At 53.7% G+C, this 25,588-nt stretch carries 18 protein-coding genes; 10 read left to right on the top strand and 8 right to left on the bottom strand.

Annotated elements, in window-relative coordinates; all coding sequences use genetic code 11:
• The first annotated feature begins 101 nt into the window (after positions 1-101).
• From JQ822_RS11310 to JQ822_RS11300, 3 genes are read left to right on the top strand one after another with little or no spacing between them, the layout of a single operon-like run.
• Positions 102-620, top strand: a complete 519-nt coding sequence (locus JQ822_RS11310; protein WP_213133525.1) for a YfiR family protein — start codon at positions 102-104, stop codon at positions 618-620.
• Positions 613-1,839, top strand: coding sequence for a diguanylate cyclase DgcN (dgcN, locus tag JQ822_RS11305; protein ID WP_213133524.1), 1,227 nt, complete (start codon positions 613-615; stop codon positions 1,837-1,839). Before JQ822_RS11310 ends, dgcN begins: the two co-directional genes overlap by 8 nt.
• A 12-nt stretch (positions 1,840-1,851) precedes the next feature.
• Entirely contained in the window at positions 1,852-2,334 is a 483-nt protein-coding gene (locus JQ822_RS11300) for an OmpA family protein (protein ID WP_213133523.1), read from the top strand.
• 224 nt (positions 2,335-2,558) lie between these two features.
• Here the strand turns inward: JQ822_RS11300 and rplS are convergent, their stop codons facing one another.
• From rplS to ffh, 5 genes are all read right to left on the bottom strand, one after another.
• Positions 2,559-2,906 (bottom strand): 50S ribosomal protein L19, encoded by a 348-nt coding sequence (gene rplS, locus JQ822_RS11295; protein WP_002914145.1) that lies wholly within the window; start codon positions 2,904-2,906, stop codon positions 2,559-2,561.
• 41 nt (positions 2,907-2,947) lie between these two features.
• Positions 2,948-3,715, bottom strand: a complete 768-nt coding sequence (gene trmD, locus JQ822_RS11290; protein ID WP_213133522.1) for a tRNA (guanosine(37)-N1)-methyltransferase TrmD — start codon at positions 3,713-3,715, stop codon at positions 2,948-2,950.
• A 44-nt stretch (positions 3,716-3,759) separates the two neighbouring features.
• A complete protein-coding gene (gene rimM, locus JQ822_RS11285) occupies positions 3,760-4,308 on the bottom strand; it encodes a ribosome maturation factor RimM (RefSeq protein ID WP_213133521.1) in 549 nt (182 codons plus the stop codon).
• An 18-nt stretch (positions 4,309-4,326) separates the two neighbouring features.
• On the bottom strand, positions 4,327-4,575 hold the full coding sequence (rpsP, locus tag JQ822_RS11280; RefSeq protein WP_135324692.1) for a 30S ribosomal protein S16: 249 nt from the start codon (positions 4,573-4,575) through the stop codon (positions 4,327-4,329).
• Between the two features lie 251 nt (positions 4,576-4,826).
• Positions 4,827-6,188 carry a signal recognition particle protein gene (gene ffh / locus JQ822_RS11275; protein WP_135324691.1) on the bottom strand — a complete coding sequence of 454 codons (1,362 nt, stop codon included), beginning with the start codon at positions 6,186-6,188 and terminating at the stop codon, positions 4,827-4,829.
• A 166-nt stretch (positions 6,189-6,354) separates the two neighbouring features.
• On the opposite strand from ffh, the gene JQ822_RS11270 reads away from it, so the two are divergent.
• Positions 6,355-7,146, top strand: coding sequence for a cytochrome C assembly family protein (locus tag JQ822_RS11270; RefSeq protein ID WP_213133520.1), 792 nt, complete (start codon positions 6,355-6,357; stop codon positions 7,144-7,146).
• A gap of 18 nt (positions 7,147-7,164) precedes the next feature.
• Positions 7,165-8,457, top strand: a complete 1,293-nt coding sequence (locus tag JQ822_RS11265) for an HlyC/CorC family transporter (RefSeq protein ID WP_213133519.1) — start codon at positions 7,165-7,167, stop codon at positions 8,455-8,457.
• 48 nt (positions 8,458-8,505) lie between these two features.
• Here JQ822_RS11265 and grpE read toward each other — a convergent pair whose 3' ends face one another.
• Positions 8,506-9,099 (bottom strand): nucleotide exchange factor GrpE, encoded by a 594-nt coding sequence (grpE, locus tag JQ822_RS11260; RefSeq protein ID WP_213133518.1) that lies wholly within the window; start codon positions 9,097-9,099, stop codon positions 8,506-8,508.
• A 121-nt stretch (positions 9,100-9,220) separates the two neighbouring features.
• Here grpE and nadK point away from each other — a divergent pair, with 121 nt between their 5' ends.
• The 3 genes from nadK to bamE all read left to right on the top strand — a co-directional run bounded on the left by nadK (position 9,221) and on the right by bamE (position 12,340).
• Complete coding sequence (gene nadK / locus JQ822_RS11255; protein WP_135324686.1) at positions 9,221-10,099, top strand: NAD(+) kinase; 879 nt, start codon at positions 9,221-9,223, stop codon at positions 10,097-10,099.
• 85 nt (positions 10,100-10,184) lie between these two features.
• Complete coding sequence (gene recN / locus JQ822_RS11250; RefSeq protein ID WP_213133517.1) at positions 10,185-11,846, top strand: DNA repair protein RecN; 1,662 nt, start codon at positions 10,185-10,187, stop codon at positions 11,844-11,846.
• Positions 11,847-11,995: 149 nt separating this feature from the next.
• A complete protein-coding gene (bamE, locus tag JQ822_RS11245) occupies positions 11,996-12,340 on the top strand; it encodes an outer membrane protein assembly factor BamE (protein WP_135324684.1) in 345 nt (114 codons plus the stop codon).
• A gap of 49 nt (positions 12,341-12,389) precedes the next feature.
• Here bamE and JQ822_RS11240 read toward each other — a convergent pair whose 3' ends face one another.
• Both JQ822_RS11240 and ratA read right to left on the bottom strand, forming a co-directional pair.
• Positions 12,390-12,668: an RnfH family protein gene (locus tag JQ822_RS11240; protein WP_244848888.1), complete on the bottom strand. Its 279-nt coding sequence runs from the start codon at positions 12,666-12,668 to the stop codon at positions 12,390-12,392.
• A gap of 1 nt (position 12,669) precedes the next feature.
• Positions 12,670-13,113, bottom strand: coding sequence for a type II toxin-antitoxin system toxin RatA (gene ratA, locus JQ822_RS11235; protein WP_196209809.1), 444 nt, complete (start codon positions 13,111-13,113; stop codon positions 12,670-12,672).
• 154 nt (positions 13,114-13,267) lie between these two features.
• Between ratA and smpB the strand changes: the two genes are divergently transcribed.
• Entirely contained in the window at positions 13,268-13,750 is a 483-nt protein-coding gene (gene smpB, locus JQ822_RS11230; RefSeq protein WP_096759347.1) for an SsrA-binding protein SmpB, read from the top strand.
• A 579-nt stretch (positions 13,751-14,329) separates the two neighbouring features.
• Positions 14,330-25,549 carry a BapA/Bap/LapF family large adhesin gene (locus tag JQ822_RS11225; RefSeq protein WP_213133516.1) on the top strand — a complete coding sequence of 3,740 codons (11,220 nt, stop codon included), beginning with the start codon at positions 14,330-14,332 and terminating at the stop codon, positions 25,547-25,549.
• The last annotated feature ends 39 nt before the right edge of the window (positions 25,550-25,588 follow it).

Here is a 25,588-nt window from a genome sequence, read left to right as displayed (position 1 = left end):
CTCCAGGTATAATGACGCCCTGGTAAAATAATGTTATTTTGTTGCGAACAATCGTGAATGTATTTCGACGTATTACGGCTAACGCTGGTAGGTACCTTTTCATGAGCTTTTCTTATCGACTCATACTTCTACTGGCACTGCTATTGTCCGGATTACCTCTGTATGCCCAAAATGCGACGGAAGAGGCGAAATCCGTACGCTCCATGGTTTCCGGCATCGTCAGCTACACGCGCTGGCCTGCGCTTTCCGGTCCGCCCAAACTGTGTATTTTCTCTTCATCACGTTTTACCAGCGTGCTGCAGGATACCCGTTCCGGAGCGTTACCCTATCTTCCCGTCATCGTTCATACACAACAAGACATTTTAGTTGCGCAGTGTGACGGTTTTTATTTTGGCAATGAATCCCCGGCATTTCAGGTGGAATTAAAGAATCAATTCCCGACTAAGGCTTTGTTATTAATTGCCGAACAGAATACCGAATGCGTTATTGGTAGCGCCTTTTGCCTCATCATAAATAATGAAGAAGTGAGGTTTTCGGTAAATATGGACTCCCTCTCGCGTAGTGGTGTAAGAGTCAGTCCAGACGTATTGATGCTTGCACGGAATAATAAGCATGGATAAGGGTATTTCTCCCATAACACGCCCGACGTTCAAACGGACATTACGGCGTATCAGCATCGTCAGCGTACTGGTTACTATGACGCTGATCTGGCTGCTGCTGAGCATTTCTTCCGTGCTGGCACTCAAGCAGTATGCGCAAAAAAACCTGGTTCTGACCGCCGCAACCATGACCCGCTCGCTTGAAGCCTCATTGGTGTTTTCTGATAGCGTTGCAGCAAAAGAAACGCTGGCTGCACTGGGACAACAGGGGCAATTCTCTGTTGCAGAATTGCGCAATAAAAATCAAAAGGTGATCGCCACCTGGCATTATGACGCCCAGGATACCACCGATAAGATCAGTGGTCTGATCAGCCACTGGCTGTTCCCGCAGCCGGTGACGCAGCCTATTTTGCACAATGGCAACGTCATTGGTGAAGTGCGCCTGATTGCGCGCGACAGCGTCATCAGCCATTTCATCTATCTGTCGCTGGCCGTGCTGACGGGATGCATTTTGCTGGCCTCCGGTATTGCCTTAATGCTCACTCGCTATTTGCACAACGGCGTCGTTGAAGCGCTGCAAAATATTACCGAGGTAGTGCACGATGTTCGCACCAACCGCAACTTCTCACGGCGAGTGTCCGAAGAGCGCATTGAAGAGTTTCACCTGTTTGCTCAGGATTTTAATAGTCTGCTGGATGAGATGGAAGAGTGGCAACTGCGACTGCAGGCTAAAAATGCTCAGCTGTTACGTACCGCGCTGCACGACCCTCTGACCGGACTTGCAAATCGCGCCGCATTTCGTAGCAGCATTAACGCCCTGATGAATGACGATGCCGCCCACAGTAGCTCCGCATTGCTATTCCTTGATGGCGATAATTTTAAATTTATTAATGATACCTGGGGGCACGCTGCAGGCGACCGGGTCCTGATTGAAGTCGCAAAAAGGCTGGCCGAATTTGGTGGTAGTCGGCATCAACCCTACCGGCTTGGCGGCGATGAATTTGCCATGGTGCTGTACAGCGTCCATTCTGAATGCGAAGTTCAGCGTATCTGTGCAGAGCTGTCGCAAGAATTTAATCGTCCGTTTGACCTTCACAATGGTCATCTGGCAAGCATGACGCTAAGCATTGGATTTGCGCTGACGTGGGAACATGCCTCTGCCGAGAAATTACAAGAACTTGCCGATCACAATATGTATCAGGCAAAACATTTGCGTTCTGAACGCATCATTAAAAATTAAGGATTTACACACATGCTAAAACGACTATTATCTCCGTTTATTCTGATAATACTAATTCTGACTGGCTGTCAGGCCCCTCAAGGCAAATTTACCCCTGAACAAATTGCCGCCATGAAATCATATGGATTTACCGAAATGTCAGGCGACTGGTCGTTGGGTCTGTCTGATACCATCCTGTTTGATAAAAACGACTATAAACTGCGTCCTGAAAGTGAAAAGCAGATCCAGGAAATGGCATCCAAACTGGCAGCTACCGGCCTGAACCATGCGCGTCTGGATGGTCATACTGATAATTACGGCGAAGACAGCTACAACGAAGCCCTGTCACTCAAGCGAGCCAATGTCGTTGCCGACGCCTGGGCTCAGGGTGCCAACATCCCACGTACCAATCTGACGACACAGGGACTGGGGAAAAAATACCCGATTGCCAGTAATCAGACCTCAAAAGGCCGTGCCGAAAACCGCCGTGTTGCGGTCGTCATCAGCACGCCTTAATCCCTACTCGGCTGACTGCGCCAATACAGTCTCCGACGCAGCCAGCCAATGTCTATAATGACGCCCGCCATCCCCAACGCCGCAATTCCTCTTTTCCAGTAAAGCTCAGCAAGATCGCCACTCATCGATCGGCTAATCGTTGGCAAGAGGTATTTTATCGAGATAAAAAAAGGGGCCAGCCCATTGGCCAGCCCCTTCTGTCAGGATGTCGCCTGAGCGATATCTTAGTTAAGACGCTCTTTGATACGAGCAGACTTACCAGTGCGCTCACGCAGGTAGTACAGTTTAGCTTTACGAACAGCACCACGACGTTTAACAGCAATGCTGTCAACTACCGGAGAGTGAGTCTGGAAGACACGCTCAACGCCTTCGCCGTTGGAGATTTTACGAACAGTGAATGCAGAGTGCAGACCGCGGTTACGAATAGCGATAACCACGCCCTCGAATGCCTGCAGACGTTTTTTGGAACCTTCAACAACCCATACTTTCACTTCCACGGTATCACCCGGACGGAAGGAAGGTACGTCCTGCTTCATCTGCTCTTGTTCAAGTTGCTTAATAATGTTGCTCATAATTTAATCTCTTATCCTGGGTAAACTGATATTTGGGGGTCTCAGACCAGCCCATCATGTTTATGTTGCTGTTGCGCGTGTTCCTTTTTGAACTCCGCCAGCAACCTTGCTTGCTCTTCAGTCAGAGCCAGGTTTTCCAGAAGTTCAGGTCTTCTAAGCCAGGTACGGCCCAGCGACTGCTTCAAACGCCAGCGACGTATCTCAGCGTGGTTCCCCGACAGTAATACTGCCGGTACTTCCATCTGTTCTAACACTTCAGGTCGGGTATAGTGTGGGCAGTCCAGCAATCCATCGGCAAAGGAATCTTCCGTTGCCGAAGCTTCATGACCCAATACGCCCGGAATAAACCGGGAAACGGAATCAATCAGCGTCATTGCTGCTAACTCTCCACCGCTGAGAACGTAATCGCCGATTGACCATTCTTCATCAATTTCGGTCTGAATCACGCGCTCATCTACTCCCTCATAGCGACCACACACCAGAATCAACTTTTGATTCGTTGCCAGTTCGCTAACGCCCGCTTGATCAAGCTTGCGTCCCTGAGGTGACAGATAAATCACTTTCGCGCCTTCACCTGCCGCGTCTTTTGCTGCATGAATGGCATCCCGTAAAGGTTGCACCATCATTAACATCCCCGGTCCGCCACCGTAAGGACGATCGTCCACGGTACGGTGCCGGTCATGAGCAAAGTCACGAGGACTCCAGCTCTGGATGTTCAGCAGGCCATTTTTTACTGCCCGGCCAGTTACCCCGTAATCGGTAATTGCGCGGAACATTTCTGGAAACAGGCTAACGATACCTATAAACACAAGCCAATCCCCATCACGCCGACTTTTACCGTTTATCCGGTGGTTTAAAAACCAGGATCCCAATCTACTTCGATAGTACGAGTAGTGAGATCGACTTTCTTGATAACCTGCCCATCGAGGAACGGTACTAAACGTTCCTTGATACCAAATGCATCTTTCAGGTTTGCCTTGATGACGATGACGTCATTCGAACCGGTTTCCATCATATCGACGACTTTACCGAGCTCGTAGCCTTCAGTGGTCACTACCTGGCAGCCCATAAGGTCTTTCCAGTAGTAAGTGCCATCATCCAGCGCTGGCAACTGCGAGGAATCTACGACAATTTCACAATTAGTCAGTACGTTCGCCGCATCACGATCGTCAATACCTTTCAGCTTGATGATCAAATCCTGATTGTGGTGCTTCCAGCTTTCCAGCTGTACTTGCTGCCACTGACCCGCCTTCTGGATAAACCAGGGCTGATAGTCAAAAATGCTTTCGGCGTCTTCAGTGGAAGAAAACACTCTGAGCCAACCACGGATACCGTAAGGAGACCCCATTTTCCCCAGAACTATGGGTTCCACGGGCGCCTGTGCGGCGAGTTGCTTGCTCATCATGACCACCGTGACAGATTAAGCTGCTTTGTTTGCTGCTTTGATCAGCGTAGCTACGCGATCAGAAATAGTCGCGCCCTGGCCAACCCAGTGAGCGATACGATCCAGATCCAGGCGAGTGCCTTCTTCTTTTTCGTTAGCGATTGGGTTAAAGAAGCCAACGCGCTCGATGAAGCGACCGTTGCGTGCATTACGGCTGTCAGTAACAACAACCTGGTAGAACGGACGCTTTTTAGCGCCGTGACGAGCTAAACGAATAGTTACCATAACATCCTCTTGTGTGAATAAAACACCGGGCCCCATCGAGGGAAGGGACCCGGTGTCATATTAAAAGCCCGAAAATTTTACTGATTTCTGAGAAAAAAGCAATCAACAGTTACTAACTCTGTTGTAGAAGGCCGTCGGCGGCGCAGCGAGTTCGGTGCCGGCGTGCGCACAGCCACCGCAGCGTACACGGAGTACGTGAGGATGGCGAGCACACCCCGGTGCCGAAATAGCAAGTGAGCCAGGCCGGAAAATTAGCGCCCAGGGAAGCCGGGCGGCATCATTCCTTTCATATTACGCATCATCTTGGCCATCCCACCCTTCTTCATTTTCTTCATCATGCGCTGCATGTCGTCGAATTGTTTCAGAAGGCGGTTAACGTCCTGGACCTGCATACCGCAGCCCTGCGCGATACGGCGCTTACGCGAGCCTTTGATGATTTCCGGCTTGGCGCGTTCTTTCATCGTCATCGAATTGATGATGGCTTCCATACGCACCAGCACTTTATCGTCCATCTGCGATTTCACGTTGTCAGGGATCTGACCCATGCCCGGCAGCTTGCCCATCAGGCTTGCCATGCCGCCCATGTTTTTCATCTGCTTAAGCTGTTCTAAGAAGTCGTTCAGGTCGAAACCGTCGCCCTTCTTCAGCTTGGTCGCCAGCTTCTCAGCCTGTGCGCGGTCAACCTTGCTTTCGATATCTTCGATCAGCGACAGCACGTCGCCCATGCCGAGGATACGCGAAGCAATCCTGTCTGGGTGAAATGGCTCCAGCGCTTCGGTTTTCTCGCCAACGCCGAGGAACTTAATCGGCTTGCCGGTGATATGACGAATAGACAGCGCAGCACCGCCACGCGCGTCACCATCGACCTTAGTCAGTACCACACCGGTTAACGGCAGCGCTTCATTAAACGCTTTGGCGGTATTCGCAGCATCCTGGCCGGTCATGGCATCGACAACAAACAGCGTTTCTACCGGATTGATAGACGCGTGAACCTGTTTGATTTCGTCCATCATCGCTTCGTCAACGTGCAGACGACCGGCGGTATCCACCAACAGCACATCGTAGAATTTCAGCTTCGCTTCTTTCAGCGCGGCGTTAACGATATCGACCGGCTTCTGACCGACGTCTGACGGGAAGAAGTCAACTTCAACCTGCTCAGCCAGCGTTTCCAGCTGTTTGATCGCCGCCGGACGATAAACGTCGGCAGAGACGACCAGCACTTTCTTCTTGTGCTTCTCGCGCAGGAATTTACCCAGCTTCGCCACGCTGGTCGTTTTACCGGCACCCTGCAGACCCGCCATCAGTACCACAGCTGGCGGCTGAGCAGCCAGATTCAGGGTCTGGTTCTCTTCGCCCATCGCCGCAACCAGTTCGCTACGAACGATTTTGACGAACTCCTGACCAGGGGTCAGGCTTTTGTTAACTTCATGACCAACCGCTTTCTCTTTTACGCGATTGATAAACTCACGCACTACCGGCAGCGCAACGTCAGCCTCCAGCAGCGCCATGCGCACTTCGCGCAGCGTTTCTTTAACGTTGTCTTCAGTAAGGCGTCCACGGCCACTGATATTGCGCAGCGTGCGCGACAAACGATCGGTTAAATTATCAAACATTGTCTCTCGCCTGGGGTGGAAACGGTCGGTCGCTAGCGCGACACATCAACAGAATTTTGTCGCAGTATAACATGAAGCCGCCTTTGTTGTTATGCAACGGTTGGAGCAGCGGTCACGTAACGCTATACTGCTTTTCTTTATCACTGGTCAACTGTCGACACCTAATATGCCCGTTTTTGCTTTGTTCGCCCTTGTCGCCTATTCCGTCAGCCTTGCGCTGATCGTTCCCGCCCTGCTGCAAAAAAACAGCGGCTGGCGGCGTATGGCTATTCTTTCTGCGGTTATCGCGCTGGTGTGCCACGCTTTTGCCCTGGAAGCGCGTATTTTGCCCGGTGGCGAGAATGGACAAAATCTGAGCCTGCTGAACGTCGGTTCGCTCGTCAGTCTGATGATCTGTACGGTAATGACCATTGTGGCCTCGCGCAATCGCGGCTGGCTGCTGCTGCCGATTGTTTATGCCTTTGCATTGATCAATCTGGCCTGCGCCACGTTTATGCCCAACGAGTACATCACCCACCTTGAAGCCACGCCGGGCATGATGGTCCACATCGGGCTATCGCTCTTATCCTATGCCACGCTGATCATTGCCGCACTGTACGCGCTGCAGCTGGCGTGGATTGATTACCAGTTGAAGAATAAAAAGCTGGCGTTCAACAATGAAATGCCGCCGCTGATGAGCATTGAGCGGAAAATGTTTCACATCACTCAGATAGGTGTGGTTCTGCTGACGCTGACCCTGTGTACCGGCCTGTTTTACATGCATAACCTGTTCAGTACCGAAAATATTGATAAAGCTGTGCTCTCTATCGTGGCATGGTTTGTCTATATCGTTCTGCTGTGGGGGCATTACCATGAAGGCTGGCGCGGACGTCGTGTCGTATGGTTTAACGTCACAGGCGCAGGCATTCTGACTCTGGCCTATTTTGGTAGTCGCATACTGCAGCAGTTTGTGAGTTAAGTCTTTAAGGAACCCTACGTGGAACACATCTCCACCACCACGCTCATTGTTACGCTTCTCATCATGGTGGTTATTTCAGCCTATTTTTCCGGTTCCGAAACCGGAATGATGACCCTGAACCGCTACCGCCTACGTCACCGGGCCAAGCAGGGTAATCGTCAGGCGAAGCGCGTTGAAAAGTTACTCCGTAAGCCAGACCGCCTGATAAGCCTGGTGCTCATTGGCAACAACCTGGTAAATATCCTGGCCTCCGCGCTCGGCACTATCGTTGGTATGCGCCTGTATGGCGATGCGGGCGTGGCGATTGCCACCGGGGTACTGACCTTTGTGGTGCTGGTTTTTGCTGAAGTACTGCCAAAAACCATCGCTGCGCTATATCCCGAAAAAGTCGCCTACCCCAGCAGTTTCTTACTGGTGCCATTGCAAATTCTGATGATGCCGCTGGTTTGGTTACTGAACACCATCACCCGTCTGCTGATGCGCATGATGGGTATAAAAACGGATATCGTGGTGAGCGGTTCATTGAGTAAAGACGAACTGCGAACGCTGGTGAATGAATCACGTTCGCAAATCTCGCGCCGTAATCAGGATATGCTGCTGTCGGTACTGGATCTGGAAAAAATCAGCGTCGACGACATCATGGTGCCGCGTAACGAAATCATAGGGATTGATATCAACGACGACTGGAAATCGATCGTGCGTCAGCTATCGCACTCTCCGCACGGTCGCATTGTGCTCTACCGCGACTCGCTGGACGATACCATCAGTATGCTGCGCGTACGCGAAGCCTGGCGCCTGATGGCAGAAAAAAAAGAATTCACCAAAGAGACCATGCTACGTGCCGCCGATGAGATCTATTACGTCCCGGAAGGTACGCCTCTCAGCACTCAACTGATCAAGTTTCAGCGTAATAAAAAGAAAGTCGGCCTGGTGGTCAACGAATATGGCGACGTTCAGGGTCTGGTCACGGTTGAAGATATTCTGGAAGAAATTGTCGGCGACTTCACCACCTCCATGTCACCAACGCTTGCCGAGGAAGTCACCCCGCAAAATGACGGTTCAGTCATTATTGACGGCAGCGCCAACGTGCGCGAAATCAACAAAGCCTTTAACTGGCACTTGCCGGAAGATGATGCGCGAACCGTGAACGGGATTATTCTTGAAGCGCTGGAAGAGATCCCGGTGGCCGGTACGCGGGTGCGCATTGGTCAGTACGATATCGATATTCTCGACGTCCAGGACAATATGATTAAGCAGGTGCAGGTCTTGCCAGTAAAACCGCTGCGGGAGAGCGTGGCGGACCAGAGGTAAAATATAGCGCCGGGTAATGCAGATGCGTTATCCGGCGCTACAGGCCGATTAGCCTTTGGCCTTCGCCACAGACACCATCGCGGCACGGATGGTACGTCCGTTCAGGGTATAGCCTTTCTGCATCACCATCAGTACGTTACCGGCGGCAACGTCGTCAGACTCAACCATGGCAATCGCCTGATGTACGTTCGGGTCCATCGGCACATCAATATCCGCAACCACCTGCACACCAAACTTAGCCACCACATCCAGCATCGACTTACGGGTCAGTTCGATACCTTCGATCATCGCGGTCATGGCGTCGTTGTCTTTATCCGCCACTTCCAGCGCACGGTCCAGGCTATCCAGCACCGGCAGCAGTTCGTTAACGAATTTTTCCAGCGCGAACTTATGCGCCTTTTCTACGTCCAGTTCAGTACGACGGCGCAGGTTTTCCATTTCCGCTTTGATACGCAACACGCTGTCACGCTCGCGCGTTTCGGCTTCAGCAAGCTGAGCTTCCAGATTCGCAATTTTTTCATCGCGCGGATCCACCTGCTCAGCAGAAGCGTCTGGTTCAACCGCCTCAACTTCTTCGTGCTGATCCATGATAATTTCTTCCGGGGCTTGCCCCTCAGGCGTTTTCTGTTCTTTACTACTCATGAATTTCTCCGCGTTTTTTCGCATTCATCTCGCTAACTTGGCTTATTATGGGGATAAGATTCAGGGATTCAAGGGAAGTACTCACATTGTCACTCATCTTCGCTACAAGGACCTCGAGAAAATGAACAAACATTTCAAGTGTATTGGCATTGTGGGGCATCCACGTCACCCCACTGCACTGACCACACATGAAATGCTTTACCGCTGGCTGTGCACAAAAGGGTATGAGGTTATCGTGGAGCAACAAATCGCCCGCGAGCTGCAGCTGAAAAATGTGCAAACCGGCACGCTGGCAGAGATTGGTCAGCAGGCGGACCTCGCGGTAGTGGTTGGCGGTGATGGCAACATGCTCGGCGCCGCGCGCACCCTGGCACGTTATGACATTAAGGTCATCGGGATTAATCGTGGCAACCTTGGCTTTCTCACCGATCTTGACCCGGACAATGCGCATCAGCAGTTAGCCGACGTTCTGGAAGGCCACTACATCAGTGAGAAGCGTTTTTTGCTTGAAGCCCAGGTGTGCCAGCAGGATTGCCAGAAGCGCATCAGTACCGCGATCAATGAAGTGGTTCTGCATCCGGGTAAAGTCGCGCACATGATTGAGTTTGAAGTCTATATCGATGAGGTCTTTGCGTTTTCCCAGCGTTCCGACGGGCTGATTATTTCCACGCCAACCGGGTCTACCGCCTACTCGCTCTCTGCCGGTGGTCCAATCCTGACACCGTCTCTGGACGCCATTACGCTGGTGCCAATGTTCCCGCACACGCTCTCCGCGCGACCGCTGGTGATCAACAGTAGCAGCACAATTCGCTTGCGCTTTTCGCACCGTCGTAGCGATCTTGAGATCAGCTGCGACAGCCAGATCGCCCTGCCTATCCAGGAAGGTGAAGACGTTCTGATTCGCCGCTGCGACTATCATTTGAATCTTATTCACCCAAAAGACTACAGCTATTTCAATACATTAAGCACCAAACTAGGCTGGTCAAAAAAATTATTTTAATTTAACGCCAACCTCTTTACTGTATAAAAAACCAGTTTATACTGTATGTAATTACAGTTATGGTTTTTCATACAGGAAAACAGCTATGTTGGCACAACTGACCATCAGCAATTTTGCTATCGTTCGTGAACTTGAGATCGATTTTCAGAGCGGAATGACCGTCATTACCGGCGAGACCGGGGCGGGTAAGTCCATTGCCATTGATGCCCTCGGTTTGTGCCTTGGCGGACGTGCCGATGCCGACATGGTGCGCACAGGTGCCACACGTGCCGATCTGTGCGCCCGCTTTTCCCTAAAAGACACGCCAGCGGCGCTGCAATGGCTCGAAGATAACCAGCTTGAAGAAGGCCGTGAGTGCTTGCTGCGTCGCGTTATCAGCTGTGATGGCCGCTCACGTGGCTTTATCAACGGCACCGCGGTACCGCTGTCACAGCTTCGCGAGCTTGGCCAGTTGCTTATTCAAATCCACGGCCAGCACGCACACCAGCTCCTGACGAAATCTGAACACCAAAAATCCCTACTTGATGGTTACGCCAATGAAGCCTCCCTGATTCAGGAAATGGCCGCGCGCTACCAGCTGTGGCACCAAAGCTGCCGCGACCTGGCACATCATCAGCAGCAAAGCCAGGAACGTGCGGCCCGGGCGGAGCTGTTACAGTACCAGTTAAAAGAACTGAACGAATTTAACCCGCAGCCGGGCGAGTTTGAGCAAATTGATGAAGAGTACAAACGTCTGGCTAACAGCGGACAGCTGCTCACCACCAGCCAACAAGCACTGGCTATCATGGCAGACGGCGAAGACGTTAATCTGCAAAGCCAGCTGTACACGGCAAAACAGCTGGTCAGCGAACTGGCAGGAATGGACGGTAAGCTCTCCGGAATTCTGGACATGCTTGAAGAGGCGACCATTCAGCTCAGCGAAGCGAGCGACGAGCTACGCCATTATTGCGATCGGCTGGATCTGGACCCTAACCGGTTATTCGAACTTGAGCAGCGCATCTCTAAACAAATCTCTCTGGCGCGCAAACATCATGTCGCACCCGAAGCGCTACCGCAGTTCTATCAGTCGCTGCTGGAGGAGCAACAGCAGCTTGACGATCAGGCTGATTCACTCGAAACCCTAACCCTGGCGGTGAACAATCATCACCAGCAGGCACTGGAAATAGCACAGACGCTGCATCACCAGCGTCAGCATTTTGCTCAGGAACTGGGGCAGCTTATTACCGAGAGCATGCACGCGCTTTCTATGCCGCACGGACTCTTTTGCATTGACGTGAAGTTCGATGAGCACCATCTGAGCGTAGACGGTGCCGATCGCGTTGAATTTAAAGTCACCACTAACCCGGGTCAGCCGTTGCAGCCCATTGCGAAAGTCGCATCCGGCGGGGAACTGTCGCGCATCGCGCTGGCAATCCAGGTGATCACCGCACGTAAGATGGAAACGCCGGCGCTGATTTTCGATGAAGTAGATGTGGGTATTAGTGGTCCGACGGCAGCGGTCGTAGGCAAACTGCTGCGCCAGCTGGGAGAGTCCACCCAGGTTATGTGCGTCACGCACCTGCCGCAGGTTGCCGGTTGTGGACACCAACACTTCTATGTCAGCAAAGAAACCGACGGCGCGATGACCGAAACGCATATGCAACCGCTGGATAAACGCGCACGTCTGCAAGAACTCGCCCGTTTACTTGGCGGCAGCGAAGTCACGCGCAATACCCTTGCAAATGCAAAAGAACTGCTGGCTGCGTAAACTTTTTTCTCTTGTAACGGTCTGAGTTCAACATAAAATCGCCATCCGACCCGACAGCAAAAGGTTTTAAAGTGGTGAAAGGTCTATTATCATCGGCATATTACATATGAGCCGCGTACTGCTCGGGCCCGAAAAGGAATCAAATCACTATGCGCTGTAAAACGCTGACTGCTGCTGCAGCAGTACTACTGATGTTGACCGCAGGCTGTTCCACTCTGGAGCGAGTGGTTTACCGTCCTGACATCAACCAGGGAAACTATCTGACTGCTAACGATGTATCCAAAGTTCGTGTGGGTATGACGCAACAGCAGGTTGCTTATGCTCTGGGTACACCAATGATGTCCGATCCTTTTGGCACCAACACCTGGTTTTATGTGTTCCGTCAACAGCCAGGACATGAAGGCGTAACGCAGCAAACGCTGACGCTGACCTTTAACAGCAGTGGTGTATTGACCAACATTGATAACAAACCTGCCCTGACCGACAACAAATAGGTTTGAGAGATCAAAAAAAGGTGCTCAATGAGCACCTTTTTACTGTCTGTTATTTGTTGGCCGATTTCTCAGCCCGCTTCCTGCGCAACTCTTTCGGATCGGCAATCAATGGTCGGTAGATTTCTACCCGATCGCCGTCATGTACGACATCAGCAAGTTTTACCGGGCGGCTGTAGATCCCCACTTTATTTTTGCTGAGATCGATATCGGGACGTAATTCCAGCAGTCCAGAAGCGCGAATGGCCTCCTCAACCGTTGCGCCCTCTTGCAGCGTCACACGCTGTAAATATTGTTTGTCGGGTAGCGCGTACGCGACTTCAACGACCATTTTAGCCGACACTGACACTGTAAACCTCTTTCGCGCGTACCGTGAAGGCCTGCACCATATTCGATGCCAGCTCTTTAAAGATACGACCAAACGCCAGTTCGATTAACTTGTTAGTGAACTCAAAATCGAGCTGAAACTCAATGCGGCACGCTTCCTGACTAAGCGGCGTAAACTTCCACCCGCCAATGAGTTTTTTGAAGGGGCCATCGACCAGATGCATCAGGATGCTCTGGTTATTGGTCAACTGGTTGCGCGTGGTGAATGTTTTGCTAATCCCTGCTTTAGAAACATCCACCGCTGCCGTCATCTGTCCCGGAGTCGACTCCAGAACGCGGCTTCCGGTGCAACCCGGTAAAAACTGGGGATAGGATTTAACATCATTCACTAGCTGATACATCTGTTCCGCACTGTAAGGCACTAAAGCGGTCCGGCTAATCTGAGGCATAACAATTTCCATCTATATCAATCGAGCAAATAATACCATTTATCATCCGCTAAAAAAAACGCTATAGCCCAACTCGTGCTAAGATAGCGCCTTGCGCCCCGCTGGATGAAATGGGGTGTTTTTCGATTCCAGATTACCTATACTGAGCGGCATTATGACGAAGAAAAAAGCACACAAACCTGGCTCAGCCACAATCGCGCTAAACAAGCGCGCACGACACGAATACTTTATCGAAGAAGAGTTCGAAGCTGGACTCGCTCTGCAGGGCTGGGAAGTTAAATCCCTGCGTGCAGGTAAAGCCAACATCAGCGACAGCTACGTCATTCTCAAAGACGGTGAAGCTTATCTGTTTGGCGCCAACTTCATCCCAATGGCAGTTGCCTCAACGCACGTGGTCTGCGATCCCACTCGTACCCGTAAGCTACTGTTAAACCAACGTGAGCTCGACTCGCTGTACGGTCGAATGAACCGCGAAGGTTACACCGTCGTTGCGCTGTCACTGTACTGGAAAAATGCCTGGTGCAAAGTGAAAATTGGCGTTGCTAAAGGTAAGAAACAGCACGACAAACGCTCCGATGTGAAAGAGCGTGAATGGCAGGTGGATAAAGCACGTATTATGAAAAATGCTGGCAGATAACCCATTGTTTTGTGACCAGTCTCTCATTATGGGACTGGTCCTTATTTTTAGTTATTGAAGTCACCTCAATATATTCATCAAGCTTATAGTTCAATATCGCTGAATCGTTCAAACACCGAATAATTCGTGTATTTATTTCTTGCCGCTTATAGACTAATAAAATAAAACATCAAGAACTACCCCACTCTATTTCCCCCTCATTTAAATAACACTATTATTACTGATGTTTATTATATACCAGCACATTCAACGATCCATATAAATCATTTAAATACAACAAGATACAAAACGCCCCGCACCACGAAAACGATTGACTCTAATTCACCTGAAATATCACTATATGTTTTTATTATGAATAAGTTGCAGAATACTTTCTTTCTGACTATATCATCTAATACGAAAGAACTATTCAACGTTGAGGTCGACTCTTATTTACTAAAAAAACCGACATCGCTATGACCTAATCAATGAAACCACATGTGTAAATTCATCTTCAGGATGAACGGGGCACCTGTCTGCTCATTTTCCCAGAACGCTGTTGCGGATTAATTCCCCCGGCAAGCCATCAGGAGTGAACATATGCGTCATCTCGCCGTTGTATCAAAATTGACTGGTGTATCCACGAATGTTGAGACCTCCGAAGTGACGCTCAGCACACCGTCCATCGTGAAATTGTCCGTTTCGCGTGAGGACATCAGCCAACTGACTCGTATTAACCAGGATCTGGTGGTCACACTCCGCTCAGGTGAAACCATCACCATTAAAAATTTCTACACTGGAAAAGGTGATGCGCAAAACCAGCTCGTTCTGGAAGATAGCAATGGCGCACTGTGGTGGGTTCAGGATACTGATGGCGCTTTCCACTTCCAGCATCTGGACGATCTCACACCGCTGATGACGGCCGAAGGCAGCCATGAAGGCGGCGCTGTCTGGCCCTGGGTTCTTGGTGGGGTCGCGGTCGCTGGCGGAATAGGCCTCGCTGCGGGTGGTGGTGGTGGCGGCGGTGGCGGAGGGAGCGACAATAACGCCGGAAACGGTAATGGTGGCAATGGCAACGGTAGCGGCGGCAATGGTAATGGAGGCAACGATAATGGAAGCGGCGATGACGGTGATCCGCCAACGATAACCCCTAACGTACCAGACGTGCCCGTCATCACCAGCGTACTTGATGACCAGGAATTGATTACCGGCCTCGTCAATCAACAGGAATCGACTAACGATAACAGACCTACACTCCAGGGCACCGGCCCCGCGAATACCACCCTACATATTTTTGATAACGGCGTCGAAATAGGCCAGGTCATTATCGATGCCAACGGTAACTGGACCTTTACACCGGCTTCCCCACTCGCAGACGGTACTCACCAGTTTACCGTCAGCGCCTCAAATAATGCGGGCAGCAGCGAAATGTCGGACAGCTGGGTCATTATTGTCGATACGCTGGCACCGGATGCCCCCGTGGTCACCGAAGAAACTGACGATTTCGGCTCCATTACGGGTCTGATAGGCAATAACGGCGTGACCGACGATGCCACACCGACGCTCACGGGCACCGGCGAAGCAGGTTCTTACATCAGCATTTCTGATAACGGCATTCTGATTGGCATGGTCCAGGTGGATGACAATGGCAACTGGACTTTCACACCAGATATCCCGCTCAGCGATGGTGTTCATAATCTGACGCTGACACAAACTGACGCCGCGGGTAACGTGAGCAGCGAAACAACCGTGCCAGCATTTACCGTTGATACCACGCCACCTGAAGGTGCGATTATCTCCGGCGTAAATCTTGAGGGCACAACGGTAACCGGTAGCGCAGAACCAGGAAGCCTGGTTATGATCATCGGTAGCAATAATCAGGTTCTGGGTTCAAAAACGGTCGATCAAACCGGCAATTTCACCATTGCGATTTCCCCCTCACAAACGCACGGTGAAGCGCTGATCGCTAAGATTCAGGACCAGGCCGGCAACATCGGGCCAGATACCCCATTCAATGCGACGAACTCTGGCTATCCTGGCGTACCGGTTATTGTCAGCGTTATGGATGATGTAGCCCCCTCAACCGGGCCATTGAGCAACAATCAGGCAACCAACGACCAAACACCAACGCTCTCTGGTACTGCAGACGCCAACAGCACGGTGACTATTTACGACAATGGGCTTCCTGTCATCAGCGTACTGGCTGACGGTAACGGTAACTGGACATGGACTTCCAGCTCCCCGTTATCAGACGATCTACACGCCTTCACCGTCACGGCTACAAACCAGTCAGGTACAGGAGGCATGTCACCTGCGTTCAATATCAGCATCGACACCCAGCCACCGTCGCCGCCTGATGATCTCACCGTATCTGCGGATGGAACTGTCGTCACCGGAACAACCGAGCCTGGCAATACCGTGGTTATCACCGGCAGTGGCGGAACTCAGATCGGCAGCGGCGTCGCCGGGCCGGACGGTTCCTTTGCCATCACCATTAACCCGCCACAAACCAATGGCGAAACCATTGAAGCCATCGCAACCGATCCGGCAGGAAACCCAAGCCTGCCAGAAACGGCGCTTGCACCGGACATCACGGCCCCGCAGCCGCCTGCTAATCTGGTGATAAATCCCACAGGCGATCAGGTGACCGGCACAGCAGAACCCAACAGTACGGTGCATATTCTGGCTCCCGGTGGTGCGATCATTGGAACAGCAACCGCAGGCCCGAGCGGGAGTTTCACCGCCACGCTGGTTCCGCCGCAGACCAACGGAGAACATCTCGTCGCCAACGCGACAGATGCGGCAGGCAATACCAGCGGCAACAGCACAGTTACCGCACCGGATACCACAGCACCTGATGCGCCAACTGGCGTCACCGTCGCCGGAGACGGTGGTTCTGTGAGTGGACATGCTGAAGCGGGGAGCACCGTCACCGTCAAAGACAGCAACGGTAATCAGATTGGCGTAGGCCAGGCTGACAGCGGCGGTAACTTCGCCGTGTCGATTACGCCATCGCAAAAGAACGGCGAAACGGTAAACGTCACCGCAACGGACAGCAGCAGTAATGAGAGTCAGCCTACTTCCGCGTTGGCGCCGGATATCACCGCGCCCGGCACCCCGATCATTACCACCGTGACTGATGACCAGCCCATGTATCTGGGTCCTCTCAATAACGGCGACGTCACCAACGATAGCAAACCTAAACTGGAAGGCACCGCCGAAGCGGGTTCTCAGGTCAAAATTTATGATAACGGCATCCTGCTGACGACAGTGGCCGCTGATACCAACGGTAACTGGAACTATACGCCTACCTCAGCGCTGAGCGAGGGCGCTCACATTTTCACGGTGACCGCCACAGACGCAGCGAATAACACCAGCGGCGCGGCAAGCTGGAAAATCATTGTCGATACCCTTGCGCCCACAGCACCCGCCATTACACTGGTGAACGACGATGTCGGGACGATAACCGGCAATGTCGCCAACAATGGTGGCATAACCAATGACAACACACCGACGATTTCAGGCACCGGTGAACCCGGTTCGTTGGTCAGCCTGTTTGATAATGGCATTTTGCTAAACACCGTCCTGGTCAACAGTTCCGGCACATGGAGCTATACGGTGCCGAATAGCGCTCCACTCACTGACCGGGTGCATAATTTCACGGTATCGGCCTCGGATATGGCAGGTAACGTCACCACCTCGCCAATCGTGGTGTCCATTACGGTGGATACGCAAGCGCCCGCCGCACCTGTCATTGTCAGTATGACGGACGATGTCGGTAGCATCCAAAGCGATCTGCCCACCAACAAGAGTACGGACGATACTCTGCCAAAACTGAACGGTACGGGTGTTGCAGGTTCAACCGTCACGCTCTATGACGGTACGACGCCTGTTGGCAGCATGGTAGTGCCGGCTGGCGGTAACTGGAGCATCCAGTTGACTCAGCCGCTAAGCGAAGGGCCGCACACGCTGACAGCCGTGGCGACCGATGCTGCAGGTAATGCCAGCACGCCTGGAAGCTTTACGTTAACCATTGATACAACACCACCGGTGGCACCGGTTATCGTCGCCGGTGAGGGACTGATAGGCAGTTCCACTCTCCCTCTGGCAAACGGCGGCAGTACGAAAAGTACCACCCCTGTTCTTTCAGGTACTGGCGAGCCGGGGGCAACCATCACCGTTGCGGATAACGGCACAACGATAGGTAGCACTACCGTCCAGCCTGATGGTTCATGGACATTTACGCCAACGAATGCGCTTCCCGAAGGACCACACAAATTCACCGCCACGGCGACTGACTCTGCGGGTAACACGGGTATTCCTTCCGCAGGCTTTACTCTGACAGTAGACAATACGCCTCCCGCGCAGCCTGGCACGCCAATCATTACCGACGATGTGGCTCCGGTAACAGGCGTGGTCACGAATGGCAACACCAATGACACCACGCCAACCTTTAGCGGAACCGGCACGGCAGGTGATGTGATATCAGTGTATCTCGACGGCAATGCCACACCGCTGGGTACCACAAAAGTTGGCGCAGACGGCACCTGGAGTTTTACGCCAACCACACCTATTAACCCGGACACTTATCAGGTTACCGTTACCGCGACCGATCCGGCAGGCAACGTCAGCCCGGCTTCGACTCCTGTTACCCTGAACATTGATATTACCCCTCCCGCAACGCCCACAATCATTGCCGCAAATGACGACGTAGGCGCAATTCAGGCGGATATCCCGGAAAACGGCACCACCGATGACAGCACACCAACCGTGCGCGGAACCGGCGAAAGCGGCTCGACCATTACGCTGTATAACGGCGCGACGGTTATCGGGACCACTACCGTAGTGAATGGTTTGTGGAGCATCACACCGACGACCCCGCTGCCCAATGGCACCTACACGCTGACGGCGGTTGCTACCGATGCCGCTGGCAACCCCAGCAACTCATCAAATAGCATTTCGTTTACGGTGAATTCGACGCCGCTTACCGCCCCGCAGGTGACGGATATCGAAGATAACGTCGGCGTGATTACCGGTACACTCGGCAGTGGCAGCGTGACGGACGATCTCTCGCCCACCGTCAGTGGTACGGGAACACCGGGCAGTACAATCCTAATTTATGATAATAGTAATCCCATCCCGCTGATCACCACAACGGTGGGACTCGATGGCAAATGGATCGTGGATGTTCCACTCTCAGCCAACGTTCAACATACGCTGACCTTTGGCACGCAGGATGCGGCAGGTAATAGCCTCCCGGCTGGCAACCCGGTAATAATAACAACCGATACGCAAGCGCCGCCTGCCCCCATCGTGACCATCATAGATAATAACGGTACGCTGGTGAGCGGGACAGCCGAACCGGGCAGCACCGTTATCATCAAAAACGGTACCACGGTACTGGGCCAGGCCGTAGCTAATAACATTACCGGCGCTTACACCGTCACGATTTCACCGGCGCAGACGGCGGGTGAAACATTGAACGCGATCGCTCAGGATCCAGCGGGTAACCAAAGCGGAGAAACACTGTTTACCGCCTCAATCTCGGGCCTTCCGCATCCGCCAACTCTGCAAATTATCGACGATGTCGACCCCGGAACAGGCGATATTGGCAACGGGAAAACCACCAATGACACGCAGCCAACCTTACAAGGCGTGGCAACGGCCGGAGCTGATGTACATATCTACCAAAACGGCATTCTGCTAACCACCGTTACGGCCGATGCGAGCACCGGCGTCTGGAGCTACACCCTCCCCACCGCGCTGGCGGACGGCACGACCTGGAACTACGCGGTCTCTCAAACGGTGAATGGCGACACCAGCGGCATGTCACCAAACTATGCCATTACCATTGATACCACTGCGCCGCTTGCGCCGAGCATCACCGCCGTTACTGATGACGTAGCCCCGGTAACGGGCAACGTCGGCAGTGGACAAAGCACTAACGATACGCGTCCAACGTTGAGTGGTACTGGCGAAATTGGCGCGACTATTACAGTTTATGACGGTGGCGTATCCATCGGTACCACAACCGTTAACAGCAGCGGAAACTGGAGCTTTACCCCGCAGAACGCCCTGAATGACGGCCCTCACATCTTCACCGTACGCGCCACCGACGCCGCCGGGAACCTGGGTGTCGCCTCTGCCCCCTACCCGATAACGGTTGATACGAGCCTGCCTTCAGCGCCGGTCATTGTGTCGGTAACCAACGATGTGGGTGTAACGACCACGCTCATTTCCGGGCAGACAACCAACGATAATACGCCAACCCTGGCAGGTACCACCGAAGCCAATAGCGTAGTCACCATCCGTGATAACGGCACGGTGATTGGCACCACCACCAGCGATGGAAGCGGCAACTGGAGCTTTACGCCTTCTCCGGCGCTCGGCGAGGGCAATCACGCGTTGACCGCCACGGTCACGGACGCTGCTGGCAACGTCAGCCCGGCCACTGCGCCGTTCTCGCTGTTGGTCGACACACTTCCGCCAGCAGTACCAACTATTGTGTCAGTCATCGACGATCAGCCGGGAAGCACGTTGTTGACCAACGGCCAACTGACCAATGATGCCCAACCCACACTGAATGGCACGACCGAACCTAATGCCATTGTCACCATTCGCAGTAACGGTACGATCATCGGCACCACTAATGCGGATGGCTCCGGTAGCTGGAGCTTCACCCCAACAAACGCGCTGGGGCAAGGCGAAAATATCTTTACCGTGACCGCGACAGATGCGGCAGGCAACACCAGCGGCGCTTCCGCCTCGTTCACCGTTTTGGTCGATTCGATTGCCCCATCAGCACCGGTAATTCTGACCGTTCAGGACAACACAGCCCCGACAACCGGGCCTATCGCCAACGGGCAAATCAGTAACGAAAGTCGCCCGGCGCTCAGCGGTACGGGTGAAGTTGGCGCGACCATTACTGTCCTGAGTGATGGTCAACCCATTGGCACCACCATCGTCGGCGCGGGTGGAACCTGGAGTTTTACGCCCTCAACGGCGTTAGGTAACGGCCTGCATACTCTGACCGTCACGGCGACAGATAGCGCAGGCAATACCAGTCTGCCTTCAGGCGGCTTTACCTACACTGTCGATACGCTGGCACCGACAGCACCGGCTATTACCCAGGTTGTTGATGATGTCGGCCCACTGACCGGAAATCTGAACAACGGCCAGGCGACAAACGATGCACTCCCTACGCTTAGCGGCACGGCGGAGGCCAATTCAACGGTTAAAATATACGACAACGGCACGCTGATCGGCACCGTTCCGGCAGACGGAGGAGGAGCATGGAATTTCACGCCGGGAACGGCTCTTGGCAACGGCAACCACACGCTGACGGTGACAGCAACCGACGCAGCCGGAAATGTTAGCCCAACGTCCGCTGGATTTAACATCGTTGTTGATACCGTGGCCCCGCTTGCACCAACGATTATCCAGGCTTTTGATGACGTACTGCCGGGTACCGGAACGCTATCGAACGGCGCTTACACTAATGACACCCGTCCCGTACTCAACGGCTCGGCGGAAGCCGGTGCCCGGGTAGCCATCTACGATAATGGCACGCTGCTGGCGACGGTGACTGCGGCGGTAGACGGCACCTGGGAGTATCTGCCTGCCACGCTGGGCAACGGCCAGCACGTGTTTACCGCTATCGCTACCGATGCCGCCGGGAACGTAAGCCCCATCTCAGGCGGGTTTACTATTAATGTCGACACCATTGCGCCTTCCGTCCCGCTGCTGGTCTCAGTGATAGATGACGTCGCAGGCGGCGTGTTCAATGCGGCGCTCAGCAACGGGCAACTGACCAACGATGCACGCCCGACGCTGAATGGTACCGCCGAGGCAGGCAGCACCGTCAGTATCTATGACGGAAGCACCCTGCTGGGTACGGCGCTGGTACAAAGCAATAACAGCTGGTCGTTTACACCCACCACGCCGCTGGTAAATGGCACACACACCTTCACCATCACCGCCACCGACGCGGCGGGCAATACCAGCGGTGCGACGGCAGGCTTTAACGTGGTGGTCGACACCACGGCACCAACACAGCCATCAATCAGCAGCATTATTGACGATGTTGGGCCAAACACTGGGGCGATTGGCAGTAATCAGCCTACCAATGACGCACGCCCAACGTTAAACGGTACCACCGAGGCCAACGCGCGGGTCGATATTTATGATAATGGCACCTTTGTCACCAGCGTGACGGCGGACGGTAGCGGCAACTGGAGCTATACCCCGGCCACCGCGCTGGCACAAGGTACCCACTCGTTTACTATCACCGCAACGGACACTGCGGGGAATACCAGCGGCATGTCGTCTGCCACCGCAATTGTGGTCGATACCGTCGCCCCGGGCATCCCAACCGGGCTGGCGGTCAACGCCAACGGCACCACGCTTACCGGCGTTGCCGAGCCAAACAGCACGGTCATTATTACCTCCAGCGGCGGAACGGTGATCGGTACGGCAACCGCCAACGGCTCCGGTAATTTCACTTTCACGCTAAACCCACCGCAAATCAGTGGGCAAACGCTGCTGGTGAGCGCACAGGATGCCGCAGGTAACATCGGTACCCCAGGTAACGTGCTGGCACCGTTTACCGGCGTACCGCCTGCGCCGGTTATTGCCAGCGTGTTCGATGACGTCGGCACGATCACGGGGCCGGTCGCTGCCGGTAAAACCACCAATGATACCCTGCCTACGCTCAGCGGAACGGCGCAGGCTAACGCCATCATCAATCTGTACAACAATGGCGTACTCATGGGCAGCACGACCGCCGACGGTAACGGACTCTGGAGCTTTACCCCATCCGGCGCGCTCAGTGAAGGTAACCACGCGTTTACCGCCACGGCAACAAACGCCAACGGCGCAAGCGGATTGTCCGGTTCGTTCAGCGTGATTGTGGATACCACGCCACCGACCGCGCCAACGATACTGATCAGCGCCGATGGCGGTACCGTCAGCGGCGTCGCCGAAGCGGGAAGCACGGTCACTATCTCCCTGCCCGGCGGCGGCAGCGTAACGGCTATCGCCAACAGCAGCGGTGTTTACAGCGTCACCCTGCCGGTACGCCAGATTGAAGGCCAATCGCTGTCCGCCACCGCGACCGATGCGGCGGGTAACACTTCATTGCCGACCAGCATTATCGCACCGGTATTGCCGCTGCTGGCCGAAGACAACGTCGCCAGTCTGGCATTACAAACCGACGTCACGGTCACTAACGAGCACAAAAGCGATTATGGCTTCCTGCTGGTTAACGCGCTGGGTAATGTGGCCAACGTGCTGGGGAACGATACGGCATCCGTCAATTTCAGCATTGCCTCTGGCGGCAGCGGCTCCATCACCATCAATGCGGCGGCAACAGGCATTGTGCTGTCGCTACTGAGCACCATGGAGATTGTTATCCAGCGCTTTGACACTACGCTCAACGCCTGGGTGACGGTGGTCGATACCGGTAAAGCCGATTTTGCCGATCTGTTGACGCTCAGCGCCTCCGGCGTGACGCTCAACTATGACAAGCTCACCGGCGGGGACTACCGCGTGGTCAGCTACAACACCAGCCTGCTGGCAACCGGCGCCTTCACCAGCCTGGACGTAGCGGTGGTCAAAACCAGCGCCGGAACCATTACCGGCGGCCTGACGGGATCCGGTAACATCATCACGGATACCGACCCCACCAACGGGCAGGATAACGCCCCTTCCGGCACGCGGGTGACGTCGATTACCGATGGCAACGGCAATACAGTGAACATCCCGGCGGGCGGAGCGGATATTCAGGGCAAATACGGCATCCTGCATATTAACCAGGACGGCAGCTATACCTACACCCTCACGAATACCTCGACATCGGTGTATGGGCGTTCCGAAAGCTTCACCTATACGCTGACGCATGGCAGTGACCACTCATCGGCAAAACTGGTGGTGACGCTGGGCCAGACCCCAACAACCAGCACGGTAACGGCGGCAGACGATGTTGCTACGCTCACTTACGGGACGCAGGTCAGCGCAGTCGATCACGGGCCGTCACAGCAAACCGGCTTCACGCTCGCCAATATCGGTCTGGGTAATGTCCTGGACGTTAGTCTGGTAAACGGTTTGACCAGCCCGATCAAATTCAACGTTGATGACGGCGCAACCCGTACGTTGACCGTTCAGGCTAACGTTCTCGGCGTTACGCTTGGCGGTTTCGATCTCTATGTCTACCGCTTCAATGACGCCATTCAGCAGTATGAGCAATACCGGGTGAAACCGAACTGGGTCACCGCGTTACTCGGCGGAAGCTCAACGGCGTATACCATCACGCTGCCGGGCGGAGACTACCTGTTCTTACTTAACGCCTCCGGTGGTCTGGCGCTGCTGACCGGCTACACCCTGAATATTCAGGCCGATCACACCTATGCGGTAGACAGCCTGAGCGCATCCACCAACGGTAACATTCTGGCCAATGATTCTGCTCCTGCTAATACGCTCATCACCGAAGTGAACGGCGTCGCGGTCAGTGGGACAGGCACCACCAGCATTGTTGGGCAGTACGGCACGCTGACTATTGATGCGAAGGGTAACTACACCTATACGCTGAAAAGCGGACTGGGGGCAGACAGCATTAATACCCCGGACAGCTTTGTCTACACGGTCAAGGCGCCAAACGGGGATATCGGCAGCGCATCGCTGAACATCAAGGCAACCCCGCAAGCGCTTGACGCCGTGAACGATACCAGCAGCCAGATGGCGGTCACCACGCTGCAGGATACTTCTCAACCCTTTAGTGACACCAGCGTCGGCTCTGCCAGTTGGACCACAGTGCTGGGACCCAGCTCAAAAAGTGGCAGCGGCATCGTTGAAGTTGCTGCGGGTACAGCCGTACAAAACGTGGTGCTGCATTTCAACGTGGCATCTTTACTGACGCTGGGCGGGTTGAACGTGACCTGGGCGCTGTACGACAGCAAAGGCGTTAAAGTTGCCGGTGATTCATTCAACGGCGGATTACTGATTGGCGGCAATCTTGATATCGCCCTGAACGGACTGGTGCTGCACGCCGGTAATTATCGCCTCGATTACACCGGTAACGCCGGTGCTCTTGGGCTCGGTACCATCACCATTACCCCTAGCGTGAAAGGGGCGATAGTCGATCTCGATAACTTCGAAACCGCTGGCACGAATAGCGTCACTGGCAACATCTATGACGGAGACCATATTGCCAGCGTGCATACCCTGCTGACGGTGAACGGCGCGGGTGGCTCTGCCACGCTGGATCCGCTGGGCAGCAGCACTGCCAGCGCCACCATTAATGGATTGTATGGCAAGCTGACGATCGGCATTGACGGGCATTACACCTATGCCCTCAACAGCGATGTTTCACTGGAGTCCATCAAAACCAAAGAGACATTCACCTACACCCTTAATGACCAGAAAGGCCATACCGATAGCGCCACGCTGACCATCGACATGAACCCGCAGGTCGTGAGCACCGTTGATGCCGATCGCCTCATCGGCAGCGTGTATGGCGATACGCTGATTTATCACCTGCTCAGCGCCAACGACGCCACCGGCGGCAACGGGACAGCGGACACCTGGACCAACTTCTCACTGGCACAGGGAGATAAAATCGATATCGGCGATCTGCTGGTGGGCTGGAACGGGCAAAACGCCACGCTCGGCAATTATCTCACCGTTGCCACCAACGGTAGCAACACCGTGGTTTCTATCGACCGCGACGGTACGGGTACCACTTATCAATCAACCAGTCTCGTGACTTTGGAGAACGTACACACCACGCTCGATGAGCTGGTTCAACAAAATCATATTGTGACCTGACGTTTGTACCAAAACTCCATAACTACAGCCCCGGATGCT

The organism is Citrobacter sp. FP75 (genome assembly GCF_018342065.1).
In the GTDB taxonomy this organism is placed as follows: domain Bacteria; phylum Pseudomonadota; class Gammaproteobacteria; order Enterobacterales; family Enterobacteriaceae; genus Citrobacter.
This window is presented reverse-complemented; position numbering and strand designations above follow the sequence as displayed.

Coding starts and splice junctions, on each gene's coding strand:
- rimM (WP_213133521.1), bottom strand. CDS start 4,308: ATGAGCAAGCAACTCGCCGCACAGGCGCCCGTGGAACCCATAGTTCTG.
- dgcN (WP_213133524.1), top strand. CDS start 613: ATGGATAAGGGTATTTCTCCCATAACACGCCCGACGTTCAAACGGACA.
- JQ822_RS11270 (WP_213133520.1), top strand. CDS start 6,355: ATGCCCGTTTTTGCTTTGTTCGCCCTTGTCGCCTATTCCGTCAGCCTT.
- grpE (WP_213133518.1), bottom strand. CDS start 9,099: ATGAGTAGTAAAGAACAGAAAACGCCTGAGGGGCAAGCCCCGGAAGAA.
- ratA (WP_196209809.1), bottom strand. CDS start 13,113: ATGCCTCAGATTAGCCGGACCGCTTTAGTGCCTTACAGTGCGGAACAG.
- JQ822_RS11225 (WP_213133516.1), top strand. CDS start 14,330: ATGCGTCATCTCGCCGTTGTATCAAAATTGACTGGTGTATCCACGAAT.
- recN (WP_213133517.1), top strand. CDS start 10,185: ATGTTGGCACAACTGACCATCAGCAATTTTGCTATCGTTCGTGAACTT.
- nadK (WP_135324686.1), top strand. CDS start 9,221: ATGAACAAACATTTCAAGTGTATTGGCATTGTGGGGCATCCACGTCAC.
- bamE (WP_135324684.1), top strand. CDS start 11,996: ATGCGCTGTAAAACGCTGACTGCTGCTGCAGCAGTACTACTGATGTTG.
- rpsP (WP_135324692.1), bottom strand. CDS start 4,575: ATGGTAACTATTCGTTTAGCTCGTCACGGCGCTAAAAAGCGTCCGTTC.
- JQ822_RS11300 (WP_213133523.1), top strand. CDS start 1,852: ATGCTAAAACGACTATTATCTCCGTTTATTCTGATAATACTAATTCTG.
- rplS (WP_002914145.1), bottom strand. CDS start 2,906: ATGAGCAACATTATTAAGCAACTTGAACAAGAGCAGATGAAGCAGGAC.
- JQ822_RS11310 (WP_213133525.1), top strand. CDS start 102: ATGAGCTTTTCTTATCGACTCATACTTCTACTGGCACTGCTATTGTCC.
- ffh (WP_135324691.1), bottom strand. CDS start 6,188: ATGTTTGATAATTTAACCGATCGTTTGTCGCGCACGCTGCGCAATATC.
- smpB (WP_096759347.1), top strand. CDS start 13,268: ATGACGAAGAAAAAAGCACACAAACCTGGCTCAGCCACAATCGCGCTA.
- JQ822_RS11240 (WP_244848888.1), bottom strand. CDS start 12,668: ATGGTCGTTGAAGTCGCGTACGCGCTACCCGACAAACAATATTTACAG.